Origin of the sequence: Paraburkholderia terrae (assembly GCF_002902925.1) — a bacterium.
Classification (GTDB): Bacteria; Pseudomonadota; Gammaproteobacteria; order Burkholderiales; family Burkholderiaceae; genus Paraburkholderia; species Paraburkholderia terrae.
Genome location: NZ_CP026112.1, coordinates 2,597,642 through 2,615,964, shown reverse-complemented (window position 1 = coordinate 2,615,964; position 18,323 = coordinate 2,597,642). Strand labels below are relative to the sequence as shown.

The window sequence follows — 18,323 nt, the reverse complement described above, 5'->3', positions numbered from 1 at the left end:
TCACTTCTTCGCTTTGCGTTTGGGCGCGGGAGAAGGCACAGGAGAGGGCGCAGGCGCAGGCGCAGCGGAAGGCTCGATGATCGGATAGGTATGCGGCGTGTAATAGCGCCCAATCGGCTCGCGCCCGTTGAACTTCTCGAAGTACTCATGCCAGTAGTTCGCCGCGGCCCAGATCGCTTCAGGACATGATGCTCGCGATTCGAGCCCCGGCGTCAGATCGAAATTCGCTGCGGCGCACACGGTTTCGATCATGCAGGTAGACGGCAAACCATAGTTGTCGTGCAGCGGATTCGGCGTGCGTGCCGCGCCCCATGCATAGGCGAGCCAGCGCAACACATGTTCGAGCGCATCGAGCGTCGCGCGCGACTGCTCGAAGCTCGCCACTTTGTCGACCACCTTGTCCTGCGCAACGGGCAATGCAATCACGGCGATATTCGGAAAGCGCGACGTGTCGTCGAAATCCGTCAACGGACGCGCGACCACGCCATTCACGCGCGCCGCAAACGCAGGCCCTTCCGGCTGATGCAAAGGCACGTGCAACGCTTCCGCGTTCTTGAGCGTCGCGCTTGCGAGCCGCACGAGAATCGACTCGGACCAGAACGACGGCAACATGTCGTGCCGAAGATGCGATTGCGCGACGCGCACGCGAAATGCCAGCGTATCGCTGCCGCCCAGCAGTACGACATAGGTCCACTTATTGGGGCCGCCCGCTTTCATATCGAGTACCGCGCGCTCGCCCCATGCGGTATTGCTCTCGCCTTCTTTGCGCTCGAATGGGGTGAACTGTGGATTCGATTGTGTCGTCGTCGATCGTACGATCTTCAGCATGAGCTTGCCTCGTCTTTTTTGATTAACGCGCGCGCAGTTCGAAGCGCGTCGTGGATTCCGATTGTGAAAGCGCTTTATCGCTGGAAATGCCGTAGTACATGACCTGCATATCGACGCCGCTGCCCACACGCGTGAACGACAGGATCGCAACCTGATCGCCGCGTCGCCCGAATTCCTGCTTGAGTGTGAAGCGGTTAGTCACGCCGAAGCGGTCCGGCACATCTTCGGGATCGGAATGACGCGGCCACGCAGTGCCGCCGCCGAAAATCCCTTTGACCGAGTTGGCCGCTTCTTTCGCGGTGTCGAGCAACGGCGTGCGGATCAGCCGCGACGGCGAGGCGATCACTTCGTAGAGCGCCGTGCTCGTCTGCAGATCGTGACCCGACGCGACGCGTCCCCAATGCACGTCGCCCGTCATGTAGACGATGGGAATGCCGTTGTCCGCGAGCCGGCATAAGGTCGCTTGCAGCACGTCGAATTGCGCGTAGTTCGGCATTTCGGCGTCGAAGGTCTTTTTGCGCCAGTTGCTTTCGGGCGGATCGATGAAGAGCGCCTGGCCCGAAGCGAGCAGGCCGACAACCGGCTTCCCTGCGGCGTGCGTATCGACGAGATCTTTTTCCCAGGCCTGCATCGCCGCAACGGCTTTAGGGCCCATCAACGATTTGAACGTGTTGTCGCGGTCACAGCGCATATCGACGAACAGCATCTTCAACGGCTCGACGTTGAGCCGGATCGCGCCGCCCGCGCCGCCCGGTGCGCCGCCGATCTGATAGTCCTCGTAAAGCGCGCGCGCCGTCTCGCCGAGCAACTGGCGCGATCCGTCCGTCCACGTATCGGGCAACTGCTTTTGTGCAAACGGATAGTTGTTCCAGAATTCGTGATCGTCGGGAATGCACACGACGGGCGCGCGCTCCAGCACCGATTGCAACCCCGGCACGCGTAACGCGCCGGAGAGCCAGTTGAGGTAGTACTTGTTGGCGAGCAGCCGCGCACGGTCGGGGTTCTGATCGGGTACGCGCTGCGTGAGCGGCAGGTCGAGGTACACCTGGTCGCCCGCTAGCACGGTCAGATGCGGTTGCACCTTGATCTGCGAGACGATCGTGCCGAGCAGTCCGTCGATATCTTCCGGCTGCGAATAGCACGACGACAACAGGATATTGAAGCTGCCGTCCATCAGCGTCGGCACTTCTTTCGGCAACGAAGTACTGGCGAATTCGAACTGTTCGCCACCAGCGTCGATAACGATCTGACGCGGCCGCGATTCGTCCGGCACGTTGAAGTGCAGCACGCATTGATGATTGATGGCCTGGCCGTTGTCGTCGACGCTGAAATCGCGAATCGGAAAGAACGCGGGCGGCTCGAGCGGCACGGCCGCTTGCCGGTCGATGGAAACCTGCGGCACAGGCGGCGCGGCCACGCCGAACATGCCGATCCATAGTTGCAACAGGCCCGGCTGGCTGGCCTGCACATAAGCCGTCAGTAGCATCGGTGTACCTTTGTCTTTTTCGTCTTATGAAAGCTATTTGTCTGGTTCGAATAAGACGAGGCTAGTCGATGCAAACTGAATTGCAACCGGAAAACGCTTTAATGCATTGCATATTCAAAGATGCGCGCCGCGATGGTCTTTACGCAAAGCGCTCTTGCTGAAGGATGCGAATCATCGAATGCGCGTTGCGTTGCGCGGCGTCTTCAAAGCAGTTGTTGAACACGACATGCGTGCGCCCCGCGCGTTTCGCGATCTCCCGCACGGGCACCGCGATCTCTTCCAGTTCGCGCTCGGTGTAGTCGTAGTTGAAGCGGCCGGCTGCCGTCGTGCTGCCGCTCCAGGTCTCCGCATTGCGGCCGTGCAGGCGCACGATCACCAGTTCGGGCGACGTCGCTTCCCACACGGTATGCGCGCGGTTCGGCACGCCCTCGGGCGCATCCATCACCACATGCACGAGGCCGTGTTCGCGCTCGAATGCGAGCGTCGATTCGCGGTTCCCGTCGTCGAGCCAACTGGCATTGCGGAATTCGAATGCCGTCAGGTAGGGTGTCATCCGGTCCGCGCAGTGCCGCACGTGTGATTTGTCGCGCGGCGCGGTGGAGATCCACGGCGCGAACTGGAACAGCACGGCACCGAGCTTGCCCGCAGTGCGCAACGGTTCGAGCGCCTCGAAGAAGCGCCGCCACATCTCTTCGATGAGGTCAGGCGGCACGTCGCGGTAGTAAAGGTTCTTTTTATCGCTTTGCGGCAGCAGCGGCTGAATGTCCGGGGGGAAGAACTTGCGCTCCGTCTGATGCCCGGTGAAAAGCCTGAATGCCTTGACGTTGAACGTGAAGTGCTCAGGCGTGCGTTCGGCCCACAGCGCGCTGGTCGCCGCGCTGGGCATTGCGTAGTACGACGCATCGACTTCGACCATTGGAAACTGGCTCGAATAGAAACGCAGGCGTGCCTCGGCGCTCGTGCAGCCCTTCGGATAGAAGCGGCCGGATTTGATGAGCGTGGCGTCCGTCCACGACGCCGTCCCGACTTCGATCGACATGGCTCGTCTTCCGTGCAGGTCAGTGCGGCCATCGTACTGCATGTGCGCGCGGATCATAAGCACGCTGAGTACTCCGCGCGGACCGATATGTGCGCCGCGCCGCATTGGTGCAAACCCCGGCTTCAGAACAATTTACGCACGACCGTTATAGAAATTGGAAGCCATTCGAAGACGCAGTCATTCCCTGCACTGAAGCTATCACGCGGCGGTTGGCGCCGCAGAGTACATCCGGATAGTGGCTGTGCGACGGAGCGGTGCTCTTCGAATGGGTCCGTCTGCATGGGGCGATACATGCCTGCTTCGTCTAACCAGACATAAGTGCTACGATGCCTGGGTGACGACGATGGAGGTGGAAATGGCGACCTATGCTATCGATGCCGTACGCATTAACCCTATGACTGACCGCGTCACCCACGTCCGTTGGGCTCTCGTCAATCCCAAAACGAATGAGTGGCTCTCGCCGCACGAAATCGTCGAAGTCGCGGACGTCGTGACGGCCATTCATGCGGGCAATGCCGTGTGGTCCTTCTTCACGCTGGGCGGCCTGAATCTGCTGGGCCCCAAGATCAAAACGGTCGCGCACGCCGATGGCCACGACGGGATCGATACCGAAGTACCGGACGGCCACGTCGAGAAATTCATCGACGATCTGCCGCGCGTCTGATTTTTTCAGGCGCGCCATGTTCTAAGGGCGAAGGCCCGATTTCCGGTTTGACCGCGCGGGCCGCGTTCGACGCGGCTGCCGCGCGTTCGGCGCTGCATTGCGGCTTCGCACAAAATCCTGTGCCCGGGCATTTCGCAGCGCTGATCTATGCGATGCTTTTGCACGTGTATTGCGCATCCACAATGCGTGCGTCACCGTGTTTCGAACCCGGAATCAATTACCACAAAAGAACTGAATCGACGGGGCCGCGCGCTTCGGAGGAGACACAGCCATGACGCATATGTTCGAAGCGGGACTCGCCCGCCGCGAGGCCAACCATGTTCCGCTGACGCCAATCGATTTCATCGCGCGGGCCGCCGAAGTCTATGGCGACCGGCTGGCCGTCGTGCATGGCGACGTGCGCCGCACGTGGCGCGAGACGTATGAGCGTGCGCGGCGTCTTGCGAGCGCGCTGCAACGCGCGGGCGTCGCGCGCGGCGAGACCGTGGCGGCGCTGCTGCCCAACATTCCGCCGATGATCGAAGCGCATTTCGGCGTGCCGATGGCGGGCGCCGTGCTCAATACGCTGAATACCCGGCTTGATGTCGCGTCGATTCTTTACATGCTTCGGCATGGCGAGGCGAAAGCGCTGATTGTCGATAGCGAATACGGAGAACTTGCGCTGCGCGCCGCGCGCGAGTTTCCGCAATTGCGCATTATCAGTGTCAGCGATGCGCAGCCCGCCGATACTCGCCATTTTCCGAACGCGACCGACTACGAAGCTTTCCTGCACGAGGGCGATCCGCAGTTCGCGTGGACGCCGCCCGCTGACGAATGGGACGCCATCGCGCTCAACTACACGTCGGGCACGACGGGCGAGCCGAAGGGCGTGGTCTATCACCATCGCGGCGCCTATCTGAACGCGCTCAGCAATATCCTCGAATGGGACATGCCGAAGCATGCGGTGTATCTGTGGACATTGCCGCTCTTTCACTGCAACGGCTGGTGTTTTCCATGGACGGTCGCGGCGCGCGCGGGCGTCAACGTATGCCTGCGCAAATTCGATCCGAAGCTCGTATTCGAACTGATTCGCCGCGAGCGCATCACACATTATTGCGGCGCGCCCATCGTGCAAAGCGCGCTGGCGAATGCGCCTGCCGAATGGCGCGACGGCATTGAGCACCGCGTGTCGACGATGGTGGCGGGCGCGGCGCCGTCGCCTGCCGTGATTGCCCACATGAAGGCGATCGGTTTCGATCTGACGCACGTGTACGGCTTGACGGAAGTGTATGGGCCCGCCTCGGTCTGCGCGAAGCAGGATGCATGGGACGCGCTCGACGACGACGAACGCGCGCGGCTCAACGCGCGTCAGGGCGTGCGCTACCACTTGCAGGCGGCCGTCGACGTGCTTGACCCCGATACGCTCGAACCCGTGCCGCGCGACGGCGAGACGATCGGCGAGCTGATGTTTCGCGGCAATATCTGCATGAAGGGCTATCTGAAGAACGAGCGCGCAACCGAAGCCGCATTCCGTGGCGGCTGGTTCCACACGGGCGATCTCGGCGTGATTACCGAAGACGGTTATGTGCGCATCAAGGACCGCAGCAAGGACATCATCATTTCCGGCGGCGAGAACATTTCGAGCATCGAGATCGAAGATGCGCTGTACCGTCATCCGGCCGTGTCGGTGGCCGCCGTGGTCGCGATGCCGGACGCGAAATGGGGCGAGGTGCCTTGCGCATTCGTCGAACTGAAGGACGGCGCGGACGCGAGCGCCGAGGAAATCATTGCGCATTGCCGTCAATTGCTCGCCGGATTCAAATTGCCTAAAGCGGTCTTCTTTGGCGAATTGCCAAAAACCTCGACGGGCAAGATTCAGAAATTCGAATTGCGCTCACGCGTGAAGTCGTCGAGCGCGATCGATCAGGAACCGGGGAAAAAGTAGCATGCTTATGGTCCGATCATCGCAAACGTAGAGCCCATGCCGCTTTCCGCAGCTATCAAAGCACCGCGTCTGACGCGCACGCACGGGAATGAATGCTAGAATCCCGAGAAATCAGGGAAGCGACCTTGGTTCTTCAAGGTTCATGGCGAATTCCAGTACGCACCATGCGGGTTTTTCGCCGCCATTCAATCTGTCGAAACGCGCTGACAACTTCATTCGGCAGAAGTTGGTGGATCCGTATTAAGGCTTCGCGGCAAGTGCGAAGCCAATAATCTATTTAACGCGTGCTTATTGGCCGCGTAATTCGATACGTTATCGGCACGTTATGAAAGAGCGAGAGGAACATCGGACGCTCGACCTCGACGGTCAAGCTCGTGAGCGGCTGGTCTTGTGGATCCGTCGCCGCATGGATGAATTTGGCATTACGCTTGAAGCGCTCGAAGAGGCGCTGATCGCCGATGCCGCCGTGCCGAAATACCGCGACGCGTTCGGGCACGAATGGGATGGCAAGGGCGACCGCCCCGACTGGCTCACGCGCGCCATCAACGCTGGTCAGGACATCGAGCATTTCCGCGTCTGAGCGCCGCATTCGCGGGCGCTTTTATTGTTTTTTGTCTTTTCGTTTCCGCTTTCCTGCGCAGCGCCGCTCGACTGTTTCCATGGAGGCACCGCCATGTCCGACACGATTCCGCAACCGGCTGGATATAGCAGCGAAGAATGGGCGGCGCGCTGTGAACTTGCCGCGCTGTATCGGCTGGTCGCGCATTTCCGCATGACCGATCTGATCGACACGCATATCACTGCGCGCGTGCCCGGTCCCGAGCATCACTTTCTGATCAACCGCTATGGCGTGCTCTTTCACGAGATGCGCGCATCGGATCTCGTGAAAATCGATCGCGAGGGGCGCGTCGTCGAACCGGCGGACAAGGTTGCCGCCGATCCGAAGCGGTATCGCGTGAATGCGGCGGGCTTCACGATCCATTCGGCCGTACACACCGCGCGACCAGATATGCGCTTTGTGATTCACACGCATACGTCGGCTGGTTCGGCTGTATCCGCGCAAAAGCAGGGCTTGCTGCCGATCAGCCAGCACGCGCTGAAGTTCTACGGCGTGCTCGCGTATCACGACTACGAAGGCATTGCGCTCGATCTCGGCGAGCGGGAGCGCCTCGTCGCCGATCTCGGATCGTGCAACGCGATGATCCTGCGCAATCACGGCCTGCTGGCGGGCGGCAAGTCAGCGGCAACGGCGTTTCAGGAGATCTACTTTCTCGAACGCGCCTGTCAGATCCAGATCGACGCACTCGCGGGCAATGCGGAATTGACGCTGCCGCCCGAGCATGTGCGCAAGCTCACGGCCAGCCAGTTCGCGCGCGACGACGAAGAAGGCATCGCGGAACTGGCGTGGGAATCGGCGCTGCGGTTAATCGATAATTCGGTTTCGGATTACCGCAGTTGACGCACGGCGCAGCGCCACGAAACGCAGACGAAAAAAAGCCCGCATCAAAGCGGGCATCCAAAACTGCTCGGAGTTTCGTTGCGCGATTTGACTCGCGCAACACATCCTAACGTTCATTTGTGAACAGGCGATGAACCCTTGCATCGAATGCATGCGGGGTTCGCACGCCGTGCATCGCATCACAGGTCGAAGAACACCGTTTCCTTCGGGCCTTGCATGTGGATGTCGAAACGATAGACAGCATTACCGCCATTCGATTCGCGCTTCGCGACCAGCGTTGCGCGGCGCTCGGCGGGCACGCTCGCAAGCACGGGGTCTTTCTCGTTCGCAGCGGTTTCGTCGTCGAAGTAGACCCGCGTGAACGTGTGCAGCAGCATGCCGCGCATCGTCACGATCACGTTCAGGTGCGGCGCTTCATCCGGCGACGCGCGGCCCGGTTTCACGGTTTCGATGATGAAGCGTTTCTGCGGGTCCGTGCCCGTGCCGAAGCGCGCAAAGCCGCGAAAGCCCGATTTCGCCACTTCTTCACGCGATTGCGGATAGCGACCTTCGCTGTCCACCTGCTGCACTTCGATCATCGCATCGCCAATCACCGCGCCGTCGGCGTCGAACACCTGGCCGACCAGCGTGATGTGCTCGCCCGCTGCCTCGCGGTCGGCGAGAACGTTCGTGAACAGGCTCTTCAGATCGAAATTGTATTGCTCGGGGCACAGACCGTATGCGAAGTACGGTCCGACCGTCTGCGAAGGGGTTTGCTTAAGCGTCGTCATGATTAGCGCTCCATCGGAGTTTCATTCGGGCCGCGCAGCACGATGTCGAATTCATAGCCGAGCGCGTAGTTTTCCTGGGTCACGTCGAGCGTGAAGCGCGAGATCAGACGGTCGCGCGCGCCTTCGGGCGTGCCCTGGAAGATCGGGTCGTACTGCAGCAGCGGGTCGCCGGGGAAGTACATCTGCGTGACCAGACGCGAGCCGAAGTAGTCGCCGAACAGCGAGAAGTGAATGTGGTTCGGACGCCACGCGTTCGGGTGATTGCCCCACGGATACGCGCCGGGCTTGATCGTCATGAAGCGGTAGCGGCCTTCGTTGTCGGTCAGGCAGCGGCCCGCGCCGAGGAAGTTCGGGTCGAGCGGCGCGTCGTGCTGGTCGTTCTTGTGTACATAACGGCCGGCAGCATTCGCCTGCCACACTTCGACCAGCGTGTTGCGCACCGGGCGGCCGCCTTCGTCGAGCACGCGGCCCGTCACGATGATGCGTTCGCCGAGCGGCTCGCCGTTTTTCGCGGCATTGCGCGTCAGGTCGTTGTCGAGCGCGCCGAGGTCTTCCGCGCCGTAGACGGGCACGCGCTGGTCGCGCAGGCGCTCTTTCAGCGGAATCAGCGGGCGGGTCGGGCCGCGCTTGACGGACGATCCATACGGCGAATGGACATAGGCGGGATGCGAGGGGAAGTCGCGCGGACTCAGAATGGAATCGTCCATCAGGTGTCTCCTTGGGGGATTCGATTTTGGCTAGTGGATGACGTGACTTTATAGAAGCCGAGAAGTTATGCAAAATGACGTTTTTTCCCATCTCGTATAACGATCCGTTATGCAACGCAGCCTCGCGGACAGCCGCGTCAAATTCCGGCACCTGCAGTGCTTTCTTGCCGTCGCGCAGTTCGGCGGCGTGCAGAAGGCGGCAGAAAGCCTGTCGATCACGCAGCCGGCCGTGTCGAAGACGGTGGCCGAACTGGAAGAGATTCTCGGCGTGCGCCTGTTCGAGCGCGGCCGGCACGGCGCCGTGCCGACGCGCGAAGGCCAGCTCTTCATGCCGCATGCCAGCGCCTGCGTGAGCGCGCTGCGGCAGGGCGTCGATCTGCTCGCGCGCGTGGAAGGCGAGGCCGCCGCGACGCTCGATATCGGCGTGCTGCCGACCGTCGCGACCTCGCTCGTGCCGCCCGTGATGCGCCTGTTCGGCGAGCAGTGGCCCAACGCGATCGTGCGGCTCAAGACGGGTTCGAACACCGAACTGCTGGAACGCCTGAAGGCGGGCGCGATCGAGTTCGCCGTCGGCAGGCTGGCCGATCCCGAGCGCATGGTGGGGCTGACGTTCGAGCAGCTGTATAGCGAGCCGCTCGTCGCCGTGGTGCGAGCGGGGCATGCGCTGGCCTCGGGCCCGCTGTCGTCCGCCACGCGCCTGCTGGAGTTTTCCGTCGTTGTGCCGCCGTATGGGACGCTGATCCGGCAGTCGGCGGAAAGTCTGCTGCGCGCGTGGGCCGTGCCGCCGCTGTCGTCGTTCATCGAGGTGCTGTCGGTGTCGGTGGGGCGCGCACTCGCGCTCGAGAACGACGCCGTGTGGTTTGTGCCGCGCAGCGCAATCGAGTACGAACTGGCGCACGGTTTGCTGGTGCCATTACCGTTGCCCGTCGCGGGCACGGAGGAACCCGTTGGTTTGATCCTGCGCTCGGACACGCAGCCGACACCCGTCGGCCGCGCGCTGATCGACGTCGTCCGCAAGGTCGCGCGCGAGCGGCTCGCGCGCCATGTGCAGGCGCGCGCGGAAGAGGGGCGGGGTAAGACCTCGGCGAGGAGCCGCGCGAAGCGCGACGCGGGGAATGAAGCCAAAGCTGACGCGGGTGTTGACGCGGGTGTTGACGTAAAGCGCGACGCGAGCCATGGTGCAACAAAGCGCGCCGCGAAGCCACAAGGGGACACAGCCTCGGGAACGTCACGCAGGAAGGTGCATCTTTGAACCGATTAGTACAAAATCGAGGTTGCACGAGGGGCGCTGCGCGGTGTAAAACACGGTGCGCGGCGCCCCGATCCGCGCGCTTGCCGAGTTGAAACAGCACGATCATGGAGATGCACATGCCCAGCGACCTGCCGACCCCTGCCGACGCGCTCAAGGCCGTTGCGGACCCGGAGCACAATCCGCTCGGCACGGCCGGCATCGAGTTCGTCGAGTTTGCCGCGCGCCATCCGCAGATACTCGCCGACACCTTCGTGAAGCTCGGCTTCAAGCCGATTGCGCGTCACATCAGCAAGGACGTGACGCTGTTCCGTCAGGCCGACATGAATTTTCTGCTGAACGCGGAGCCGGATTCGTTCGCCGAGCGTTATGCGGAAGAATATGGCGTAGGCATTTGCGCGATCGGCATTCGCGTCGCCGATGCACAGCGTGCTTATGACCGCGCGACGGAACTCGGCGCGTGGTCGTTCGAAGGCGAGCGGGTCGGCAAAGGCGAACTCACGATTCCGGCCATTCAGGGTATCGGCGATTCACATATCTACTTCGTGGACCGCTGGCGCGGGCGCGGCGGCCAGAAGGGCGGCCTCGGCGATATCTCGATCTTTGACATCGACTTTCGTCCGATCGAACCGAGCACTGCGCAGGCCGATTTGAGCCACGCAGGCACGGGCCTCATCGCCGTCGATCACCTGACGCAAACGGTCGGCGCGGGCCGCATGCAGGAATGGATCGACTTCTATCGCGAGCTGCTCAACTTCCGTGAGATTCACGAGTTGCATGCGAACTGGCATGTATCGGCGGAATCGCGCGTGATGGTGTCGCCGTGCGGCGCGATCCGCATTCCGCTGTACGAGGAAGGCACGCGGCGCACGAGCCTGATGCATGAATATCTGCCCGATCATCCGGGCGAAGGCGTGCAGCACATCGCGCTTGCCACCGAGGATATCTTTGCCTGCGTCGATCAGCTGCTCGCTAACGGCATCGAACTGGTCGAGCCGCCGCCCGCCTACTACGAGCAGATCGATACGCGGTTGCCGGGGCATGGGGTCGATATCGAGCGCCTGAGGCGCGGCCGGATTCTGGTCGATGGGGAGATTGGCGCGGATGGTGTGCCGTTGTTGTTCTTTCAGACGTTCGTGCGGCGGCGCGAAGGCGATATCTTCTTCGAAATTGTGCAGCGCAAAGGGCATCATGGTTTTGGTGAGGGCAATCTCGGCGCGCTTGCGCAGGCGCGGTCGGTGGGGTGAATTGGCGGTTTTGGTTTTTAGTTTTTGGTTTTTGCTGCGCAGGCGGTGTGGTTTGCTTGTCGATGAGCTGGTATCCGCGATTTGTTAGCGTGATTCACGCGTTGCCGTTCGGTGTTTTGGCTTTTGCGCTGGCATCCGCGCTTTGCCTTCGTGCTTCAAGCGTCGCCCCTGTGCGGGGCGGCACCTACTTTTCTTTGCCGCCGCAAAGAAAAGTAGGCAAAAGAAAGCGGCTCACACCGCCAACATTTCTTCTTGCCTGAGGGCCCCCAAAGGGTCTTACGCTTCACACGGCAGCCTTTCTGTTCGCGTTCGTCGCCAACGCTTCGAATGAACGCCTCACCCGCCTCAAACTCCCGCACAAATGCTAGTGGCAGCGAATGGTATGTGCCGCCCAGGTGGCAAACTGTGTGTAGGTTGTCGTGTCGTACACGTTAGCGCTCTTACAGGGTGGAACGCGTGCGTAGCGGTCCGAAGTGAGGCGTGGGGAGCACAAGGGGCCGACACACAGTTTGCCACCTGGGCGACCGTGGACTATCCGGCACGGCATACAGCAGTGCGGGAGCGTGAAGCGGGTGAGGCGCAGCGCAAGAGCGCTGGCAACGAACGTGGGTCACGTGGTTGCCGTGTGAAGCATAAGACCCTTTGGGAGCCCTCAGGCAAATACAAGAACTGACGGTGTTAGCCGCTTTCTTTTGCCTACTTTTCTTTGCGGCGGCAAAGAAAAGTAGGTGCCGCCCCGCACAGGGGCGACGCTTGAAGCACGCTAACAAAACGCGGATGCCAGCGCAGAGGCAAACCCCAGACGCCAGCCCAAAACCAAATGCCCGCTATTTCTTCGACGCGCCGCCGCCACCAGCAACTGGCAGATCCGCACTAGTCGCCATCCACAAGACCTCAGCATCTTCTTCGCTGGTCGAGACGGCGGCATGCCCCGTTCGGCTATCGAAGTAAAGGCTATCGCCCGCATTCAGATGCGTAGGAGCATAAAGCTCCGAATACAGGCACACGCTGCCACTAATCACATACAAAAACTCTTCGCCCTCATGGCGACCCCAGTCATCGAATGCGTCGAGCGTGTGCGCGGTGATGCGGATGCGAAACGGCAACATCGCCTTGTGCGCGAGGTCCGTAGCCAGCAGTTCCATCTGATAGCCGCGATACGCGTGACGCTGACCCGCGTCCTTGCGCGTAAGCGCGCGCCGGCCACTCGCGTTGACTTTCGGCGTCGAGCCGAACAGTTCGCCCAGATCGATCTTCAGACCCACGACGATTTTTTGCAGCACGTCGAAGGTCGGCGACATCAGGCCGTTTTCGATCTTCGACAGCGTGGAGCGCGATACGCCGCACAGGCGGCTGGCCGTTTCGAGCGTCAGGTCATGCGCGAGCCGCGCGGCACGCACGCGGCGGCCGAGGTCCGACGTCGAGCTTTCCGGCGACTTGGTGAGCGAGGTATCCATGGGCGTAAATGACTATGCAGCGTGATGCTTTCAGTGTTTCCGATCATAACATCGGCCTGTTTGCGGACCGCCGCGCGGGCGGCGCGGCGCGCAGTCGAAGCAAGCGGATTTCCGATCTGAAACGCACCCGCAGAGTGTGCCTGATGAAGCCTCGCGCTGAAAAGCGTCACGCATACAAACTCGGGAAAACCCTTATTTTTCCCTCATTTCGGCGTTTCACCGGTTCGCGCAAGTTCATGTCGCAACGCCGCTTGTCGCCATAAATGACGGCGTGTATAGTTTCCGAACTTACTTTTGTTTCGTATCGGAAATCAAGGGAATCCAGATGAACGCATCGAGCATCCTTGCCGATCTCGGCATTGCAGACGCAGCGCAAGCGGGCGACATCGCCGTCCATTCGCCCATCACGGGCGAACTCTTTGGCCGCGTGGCCAGCCAGTCGACGGCGCAAGTCGATACGGTGCTGGCCAACGCGAAGCAGGCATTCGAGCAATGGCGCAACGTGCCCGCGCCGCGCCGCGGCGAGCTCGTGCGCCTGCTCGGCCAGCGTCTGCGCGAGAAGAAGCAGGCGCTCGGCAGCATCATCACGCTGGAGACGGGCAAGATCCTGCAGGAAGGCCTCGGCGAAGTGCAGGAAATGATCGACATCTGCGACTTCGCGGTCGGCCTGTCGCGCCAGCTGTACGGCCTCACGATCGCATCGGAGCGCCCCGGCCACCGGATGGCCGAATCGTGGCATCCCATGGGCACCTGCGTCGTGATCTCGGCGTTCAATTTCCCGGCAGCCGTGTGGTCGTGGAACGCGGCGCTCGCGCTCGTGTGCGGCAATGCCGTGGTCTGGAAGCCGTCGGAGAAAACGCCGCTGACGGCGCTCGCCGTCAACCAGATTCTCAACGAAGCACTGAAGGAATTCGGCGATGCGCCCGCGGGCCTCACGGCCGTCGTCAACGGCGGGCGCGATGTGGGCGCGAAGCTGGTCGCGGACCCGCGTGCGTCGATCGTCAGCGCGACGGGCAGCACGGAAATGGGCCGCACGGTCGGCGTCGAAGTGGCGAAGCGCTTCGGCCGGTCGCTGCTCGAACTTGGCGGCAATAACGCGGGCATCGTCGCGCAGACGGCTGACCAGGAACTGGCGCTGCGCGGCATCCTGTTCTCGGCGGTCGGCACTGCCGGGCAGCGCTGCACGTCGCTGCGTCGCCTGTTCGTGCATGACAGCGTGTACGAGCAAACGGTCGAGCGTCTGAAGCAGCTCTACGCAAAGGTGCCGATCGGCAATCCGCTCGAAAAAGGCACGCTGATGGGACCGCTGATCGACAAGCAGTCGTTCGCGCGCATGCAGGAATCGCTGCAACAGGCGGCGGCGGAAGGCGGCAAGGTGTTCGGCGGTGAACGCGTCGAAGTGAAGGGCTATGAAAACGGCTACTACGTGCGCCCTGCACTGGTCGAAATGCCGTCGCAAACGGGCGTCGTACTGAAGGAAACCTTCGCGCCGATTCTCTACGTGCTGCGTTACTCGGATTTCAACGACGCAATCGCGGCGAACAACGCTGCGCATCACGGCCTGTCGTCGTGCGTGTTCACGACCGACCTGCGTGAAGCCGAGCGCTTCACGTCGGATTCGGGCAGTGATTGCGGCATCGCGAACGTGAACATCGGGCCGAGCGGCGCGGAAATCGGCGGCGCGTTCGGCGGCGAGAAGGAAACGGGCGGCGGTCGGGAGTCCGGCTCGGATGCATGGAAGGCGTACATGCGGCGCGCGACGAACACCGTCAACTATTCGTCGGCGCTGCCGCTGGCGCAAGGCATCGACTTCAATATCGGCTGATGCTTCGGCGCGGCGTGTGCGGGCATCGTTGCTCGAAACGCGCCGCGCTTTTCTTCGATCAACCCGCTTAACGTTTCCAACCTGTCGCGGGCATCCGATGCCCGCCGACCCGCTTCGTCTGGAGTGGCCTGTGAGTTCGAAAGTCGTCGTTGTCGGTGGAGGCGTGATCGGCAGTTCGATCGCGTATTTCTTGCGTCTGTCGGACCCGACGGTCAGCGTCACCGTGATCGAGCGCGATCCGACTTATGCGCGCTCGTCGTCGGCGTTGTCGGCGGCGTCGATCCGGCAGCAGTTCTCCACGCCGCTCTCCATTCAGATGTCGCTGTTCGGCATCGAGTTTCTGCGAACGATTGGCGAGCGTCTGGAGATCGACGGCGCGAAGCCTTCCATCGACTTGCACGAAGGCGGCTATCTCTTTCTCGCGACGCCTTCGGGCGAAGCGACGTTGCGCGAGAATCATGCGCTGCAACAGCGTCTCGGCGCCGACATCACGTTGCTCGACAAGACGACATTGGCCGCGCGCTTTCCGTGGCTCAACACCGACGATCTGAGCGCGGGCGCATTCGGCGAGACGGGCGAGGGCTGGTTCGACGGTTACGGGCTCGTGCAGGCGTTGCGCAAGAAAGCGCAGGCGCTCGGCGCGCGCTATGTCGCCGATGACGTGACGGCGCTGCATCGCGAAGGGCGGCGCGTCACGCATGTCGCGACATCACGCGGCGAGACTTTTCCGTGCGATGTCGTCGTGAACGCGGCGGGTGCGTGGGCGCGGCGGGTGGCGTCGATGGCGGGTATCGAACTGCCTGTGTTCGCGCGACGCCGCAGCATCTTCAACGTCAGTTCGCCAGCGAAGCTTGAACGCGCTCCGTTGCTGATCGATCCGACGGGCGTGTACTTTCGTCCCGAAGGCACGTCGTATATCTGCGGCACATCGCCGTCGCCCAGCAACGATCCCGACGACCTACCGCTCGACGAAGTCGACCACGCACTGTTCGACGACGTGATCTGGCCGACGCTCGCGCATCGCGTGCCGCAATTCGAGGCGCTACGCGTCGAGCATTGCTGGTCCGGTTACTACGAATACAACGTGCTGGATCAGAACGCGATCATTGGCCATCACCCGGATGTCGACAATTGCATCTTCGCCAACGGGTTCAGCGGCCACGGATTGCAGCAAGGACCCGCGACGGGGCGCGGCGTCAGCGAACTCATCCTGAACGGCCGGTACGTGACGCTCGATCTCTCTTCGCTCGGCTTTGCGCGCGTGCTGGAGAACCGGCCGATCGTCGAGAAAAACGTCGTGTAAGCGAGGCCGCCAGTTAGCTGCCGACGCGTTCCTTTTGCGTCTCTGCTTGCTGGCGAACACCGTCGCGCTGATCGGCCGTCCAATAGTCGGTGCGCACGCCGATCTGTTCCGACACGAACGGGCCGCCGTGCGTCGCGCGATAATGCGCGAGCGCCTTGTAGACGAGGCGTTGCCCGACCAGCACGATCGGCACGTTGAGCAGCACCATCACGATGTTCATCAGATCGGACAACGCCCATAGATTGGGCAGTTCGAGTCCGGCCAGCACGGTCAGCGCGCCTAACGGCACGAACACCAGCGAGCCCACCACACGAATCCCCGTGATGAAAGCGCGGCTGCGCGAAATGAAGTTCGCCGAGATCTCCGCGAACGAAATCATCCCTAGCAGCGTGGTAAAGGCGAACAGGCCATAGCACACGCACATCACGATCTTGACGGCCTGTGCGACCGACGCGGGCACGAGCGTCTGCACTGAAGCCAGATATACCGTGATCTTCGACGCGCGCACCGATTCCCACGCCTGACCATCGACGGTGCCCGTCCACACATGTGCCATCACGACGATAAAGCCCGTCATTGTGCAGATGACCATCGTGTCGAAAAACACGCCGAGACTTTGCACGAAGCCCTGTTCGCACGGGTGATCGTTATCGGCGATCGCTGCTGCCATCGTGATCGTCCCTTGCCCCGCTTCGTTCGACATCAACCCGCGCTTGACGCCTTGCGCAAGCGCCGTGCCGATCGCGCCGCCGAACAGCGCATGCGGCGCGAATGCACCGATGATCACCTCGTGAAAGAAGTACGGAATCATCGGCAGGTTGATCGCGATGATGACCAGCGACATCAGGCAGAACAGTGCGGCCTTGATGGGGACGAGCACGTCGGTATACGCGGTCACGCGGCGGATGCCGCCCATGATGATGAACGAGCATGCGACGATCAGGCATGCCGCGATCGCGTAGTACACCGTCGACTGACGCGCGAGGTGCGTGCCCGTGACGGTATCGGCGATCGTGCCGATCGCGGTGAAGACGTTGAAGGTCTGCGGCGGCACGTTGAACAGCGCATACACGATGAACACCAGCGACAGAAACGTGCCGACGATGCGCCGGTCGCCGAGTACGCGCCGCCCATAAAACGGCAGACCGCCGACGAACTCGTCGTGCTTGCGTTCCTTGAAAAGCTGCGCGAGCGTGGATTCCATGAAGGCCGTGGCCATGCCGAAGAACGCGGCGACCCACATCCAGAACAACGCGCCCGGTCCGCCGACGGAAATCGCACCCGTGATGCCGACGATATTGCCCGGCCCCGCGCGCATCGCCAGTCCGAGCATGAACGACGCGAGCGCGCTGACGCCCGTATTCGACGACTGCCGGCGCAACATGATGCGCACGATCTTGCCGACGTTCATCGTCTGGATGAAGCGTGTGCGGATCGAGAAGTGGATGCCCACGCCGACCAGCAACAGGATCGCGAACGGGAATTGCCCGAGCACGGGAATCTGCGACCAGGCTTTGAAGTTGGTGGGAAAGTCCCAGAGGAAATCCGAGATGGGTGCAATGAAGGCAAAGAATGCGTTCACAGATTGGAAAAGATTTTCCACGCGGCTTTCCTCTCAGGCGTCGACCTGTCTTGAGCAGGCGTTTTGAATTCGGGATATGCAGGGACGGACGGCAGGCATCGAAGTGTGTGATGCCGCCGTTGCGGGTCGCCATTATACGGACCTGTTGCACGCCTGCCGACGGCTGGCGATGAGTCAACGGACGTGCTTCTGATGAGCGAGCCGTTGCGGATCGGATGGCTAAAGAAGTTGTCTTAACAGCGTCAATGGTGCCGCGCCAGGCATCCAGACATGCGAGACGACAAACCACGCTCCTACCCAGGACGCGGCGACGACGATCAGATCGCAATGCCCGCTGTTCCAGAGCTTCAACGAGTGACGACCAAGAATCCACGGCACGCCGAGCGGATTCGGCCAGTCGGCCAGCAGATGCATCACGCCACCGCATGCAAAGCCAAACGCGACGGCTGCTGCGGGATGATGCGCCATCGTGTGCCATGAGAAGAACAGCGCCGCCAGCCAGCCGAGTCCCCAATGCGTCGCCGTGCGATGCGTGATCCACAGACGCTTGCGGCGCGACCACCAGGCCACTTCGAGCCAGTCCGGCGCGGTCGCGCCCGCGACGCCCGCCACGAACGCGAGCCACGCCCATACGTGAAATGGACCTTGCCATCCATGACGCGCGGCCAATGCCGCCGCGATGACGCCGGCCGCCCAGCCTGTCGCGTGATGTGCCTTGCTCGATGCCATTGAAGTCGCGCGACGATAAAGGGTCGCGGTGAAACGCGGGCGGCCATTCTTGCA

General features: G+C 62.0%; 17 protein-coding genes. 9 read left to right on the top strand and 8 right to left on the bottom strand.

Translation table 11 applies throughout. The features are described 5' to 3' along the window. The 3 genes from C2L65_RS28055 to C2L65_RS28045 form a co-directional block, all read right to left on the bottom strand. Entirely contained in the window at positions 1–828 is an 828-nt protein-coding gene (locus C2L65_RS28055; protein WP_042309934.1) for a hypothetical protein, read from the bottom strand. Between the two features lie 22 nt (positions 829–850). Next, entirely contained in the window at positions 851–2,314 is a 1,464-nt protein-coding gene (locus C2L65_RS28050; protein WP_042309931.1) for a metallophosphoesterase family protein, read from the bottom strand. A 139-nt stretch (positions 2,315–2,453) separates the two neighbouring features. Beyond that, positions 2,454–3,353, bottom strand: a complete 900-nt coding sequence (locus C2L65_RS28045) for a DUF72 domain-containing protein (RefSeq protein WP_042310013.1) — start codon at positions 3,351–3,353, stop codon at positions 2,454–2,456. A gap of 355 nt (positions 3,354–3,708) precedes the next feature. Between C2L65_RS28045 and C2L65_RS28040 the strand changes: the two genes are divergently transcribed. The 4 genes from C2L65_RS28040 to C2L65_RS28020 all read left to right on the top strand — a co-directional run bounded on the left by C2L65_RS28040 (position 3,709) and on the right by C2L65_RS28020 (position 7,400). Continuing rightward, on the top strand, positions 3,709–4,017 hold the full coding sequence (locus tag C2L65_RS28040; RefSeq protein ID WP_042310011.1) for a hypothetical protein: 309 nt from the start codon (positions 3,709–3,711) through the stop codon (positions 4,015–4,017). A gap of 271 nt (positions 4,018–4,288) precedes the next feature. Further along, positions 4,289–5,941 carry an acyl-CoA synthetase gene (locus C2L65_RS28030; protein ID WP_042309927.1) on the top strand — a complete coding sequence of 551 codons (1,653 nt, stop codon included), beginning with the start codon at positions 4,289–4,291 and terminating at the stop codon, positions 5,939–5,941. 325 nt (positions 5,942–6,266) lie between these two features. Further along, positions 6,267–6,521: an H-NS family nucleoid-associated regulatory protein gene (locus tag C2L65_RS28025; protein WP_007731923.1), complete on the top strand. Its 255-nt coding sequence runs from the start codon at positions 6,267–6,269 to the stop codon at positions 6,519–6,521. Positions 6,522–6,614: 93 nt separating this feature from the next. Then, positions 6,615–7,400, top strand: a complete 786-nt coding sequence (locus C2L65_RS28020) for a class II aldolase/adducin family protein (protein WP_042309924.1) — start codon at positions 6,615–6,617, stop codon at positions 7,398–7,400. A 179-nt stretch (positions 7,401–7,579) separates the two neighbouring features. On the opposite strand, the gene pcaG is transcribed toward C2L65_RS28020, so the two are convergent. Both pcaG and pcaH read right to left on the bottom strand, forming a co-directional pair. Next, complete coding sequence (gene pcaG, locus C2L65_RS28015; protein WP_042309922.1) at positions 7,580–8,170, bottom strand: protocatechuate 3,4-dioxygenase subunit alpha; 591 nt, start codon at positions 8,168–8,170, stop codon at positions 7,580–7,582. 2 nt (positions 8,171–8,172) lie between these two features. Further along, positions 8,173–8,877, bottom strand: a complete 705-nt coding sequence (pcaH, locus tag C2L65_RS28010; protein WP_009771205.1) for a protocatechuate 3,4-dioxygenase subunit beta — start codon at positions 8,875–8,877, stop codon at positions 8,173–8,175. 109 nt (positions 8,878–8,986) lie between these two features. Between pcaH and pcaQ the strand changes: the two genes are divergently transcribed. Further along, positions 8,987–10,129, top strand: coding sequence for a pca operon transcription factor PcaQ (gene pcaQ, locus C2L65_RS28005; RefSeq protein WP_042309920.1), 1,143 nt, complete (start codon positions 8,987–8,989; stop codon positions 10,127–10,129). A gap of 116 nt (positions 10,130–10,245) precedes the next feature. Beyond that, a complete protein-coding gene (locus tag C2L65_RS28000; RefSeq protein ID WP_042310008.1) occupies positions 10,246–11,373 on the top strand; it encodes a 4-hydroxyphenylpyruvate dioxygenase family protein in 1,128 nt (375 codons plus the stop codon). A gap of 827 nt (positions 11,374–12,200) precedes the next feature. Here the strand turns inward: C2L65_RS28000 and C2L65_RS27995 are convergent. Continuing rightward, complete coding sequence (locus C2L65_RS27995) at positions 12,201–12,830, bottom strand: helix-turn-helix domain-containing protein (RefSeq protein WP_042309912.1); 630 nt, start codon at positions 12,828–12,830, stop codon at positions 12,201–12,203. Positions 12,831–12,838: 8 nt separating this feature from the next. Here C2L65_RS27995 and C2L65_RS27990 point away from each other — a divergent pair, with 8 nt between their 5' ends. The 3 genes from C2L65_RS27990 to C2L65_RS27980 all read left to right on the top strand — a co-directional run bounded on the left by C2L65_RS27990 (position 12,839) and on the right by C2L65_RS27980 (position 15,958). Continuing rightward, a complete protein-coding gene (locus C2L65_RS27990; RefSeq protein ID WP_091786347.1) occupies positions 12,839–13,093 on the top strand; it encodes a hypothetical protein in 255 nt (84 codons plus the stop codon). A gap of 62 nt (positions 13,094–13,155) precedes the next feature. After that, entirely contained in the window at positions 13,156–14,655 is a 1,500-nt protein-coding gene (gene amaB, locus C2L65_RS27985) for an L-piperidine-6-carboxylate dehydrogenase (protein ID WP_042309908.1), read from the top strand. A 130-nt stretch (positions 14,656–14,785) separates the two neighbouring features. Continuing rightward, entirely contained in the window at positions 14,786–15,958 is a 1,173-nt protein-coding gene (locus C2L65_RS27980; RefSeq protein WP_042309914.1) for an NAD(P)/FAD-dependent oxidoreductase, read from the top strand. Positions 15,959–15,971: 13 nt separating this feature from the next. Here the strand turns inward: C2L65_RS27980 and C2L65_RS27975 are convergent, their stop codons facing one another. Then, on the bottom strand, positions 15,972–17,561 hold the full coding sequence (locus C2L65_RS27975; protein ID WP_042309905.1) for an alanine/glycine:cation symporter family protein: 1,590 nt from the start codon (positions 17,559–17,561) through the stop codon (positions 15,972–15,974). A 198-nt stretch (positions 17,562–17,759) separates the two neighbouring features. Then, a complete protein-coding gene (locus C2L65_RS27970) occupies positions 17,760–18,269 on the bottom strand; it encodes a metal-dependent hydrolase (protein ID WP_042309903.1) in 510 nt (169 codons plus the stop codon). Positions 18,270–18,323: the final 54 nt, after the last annotated feature.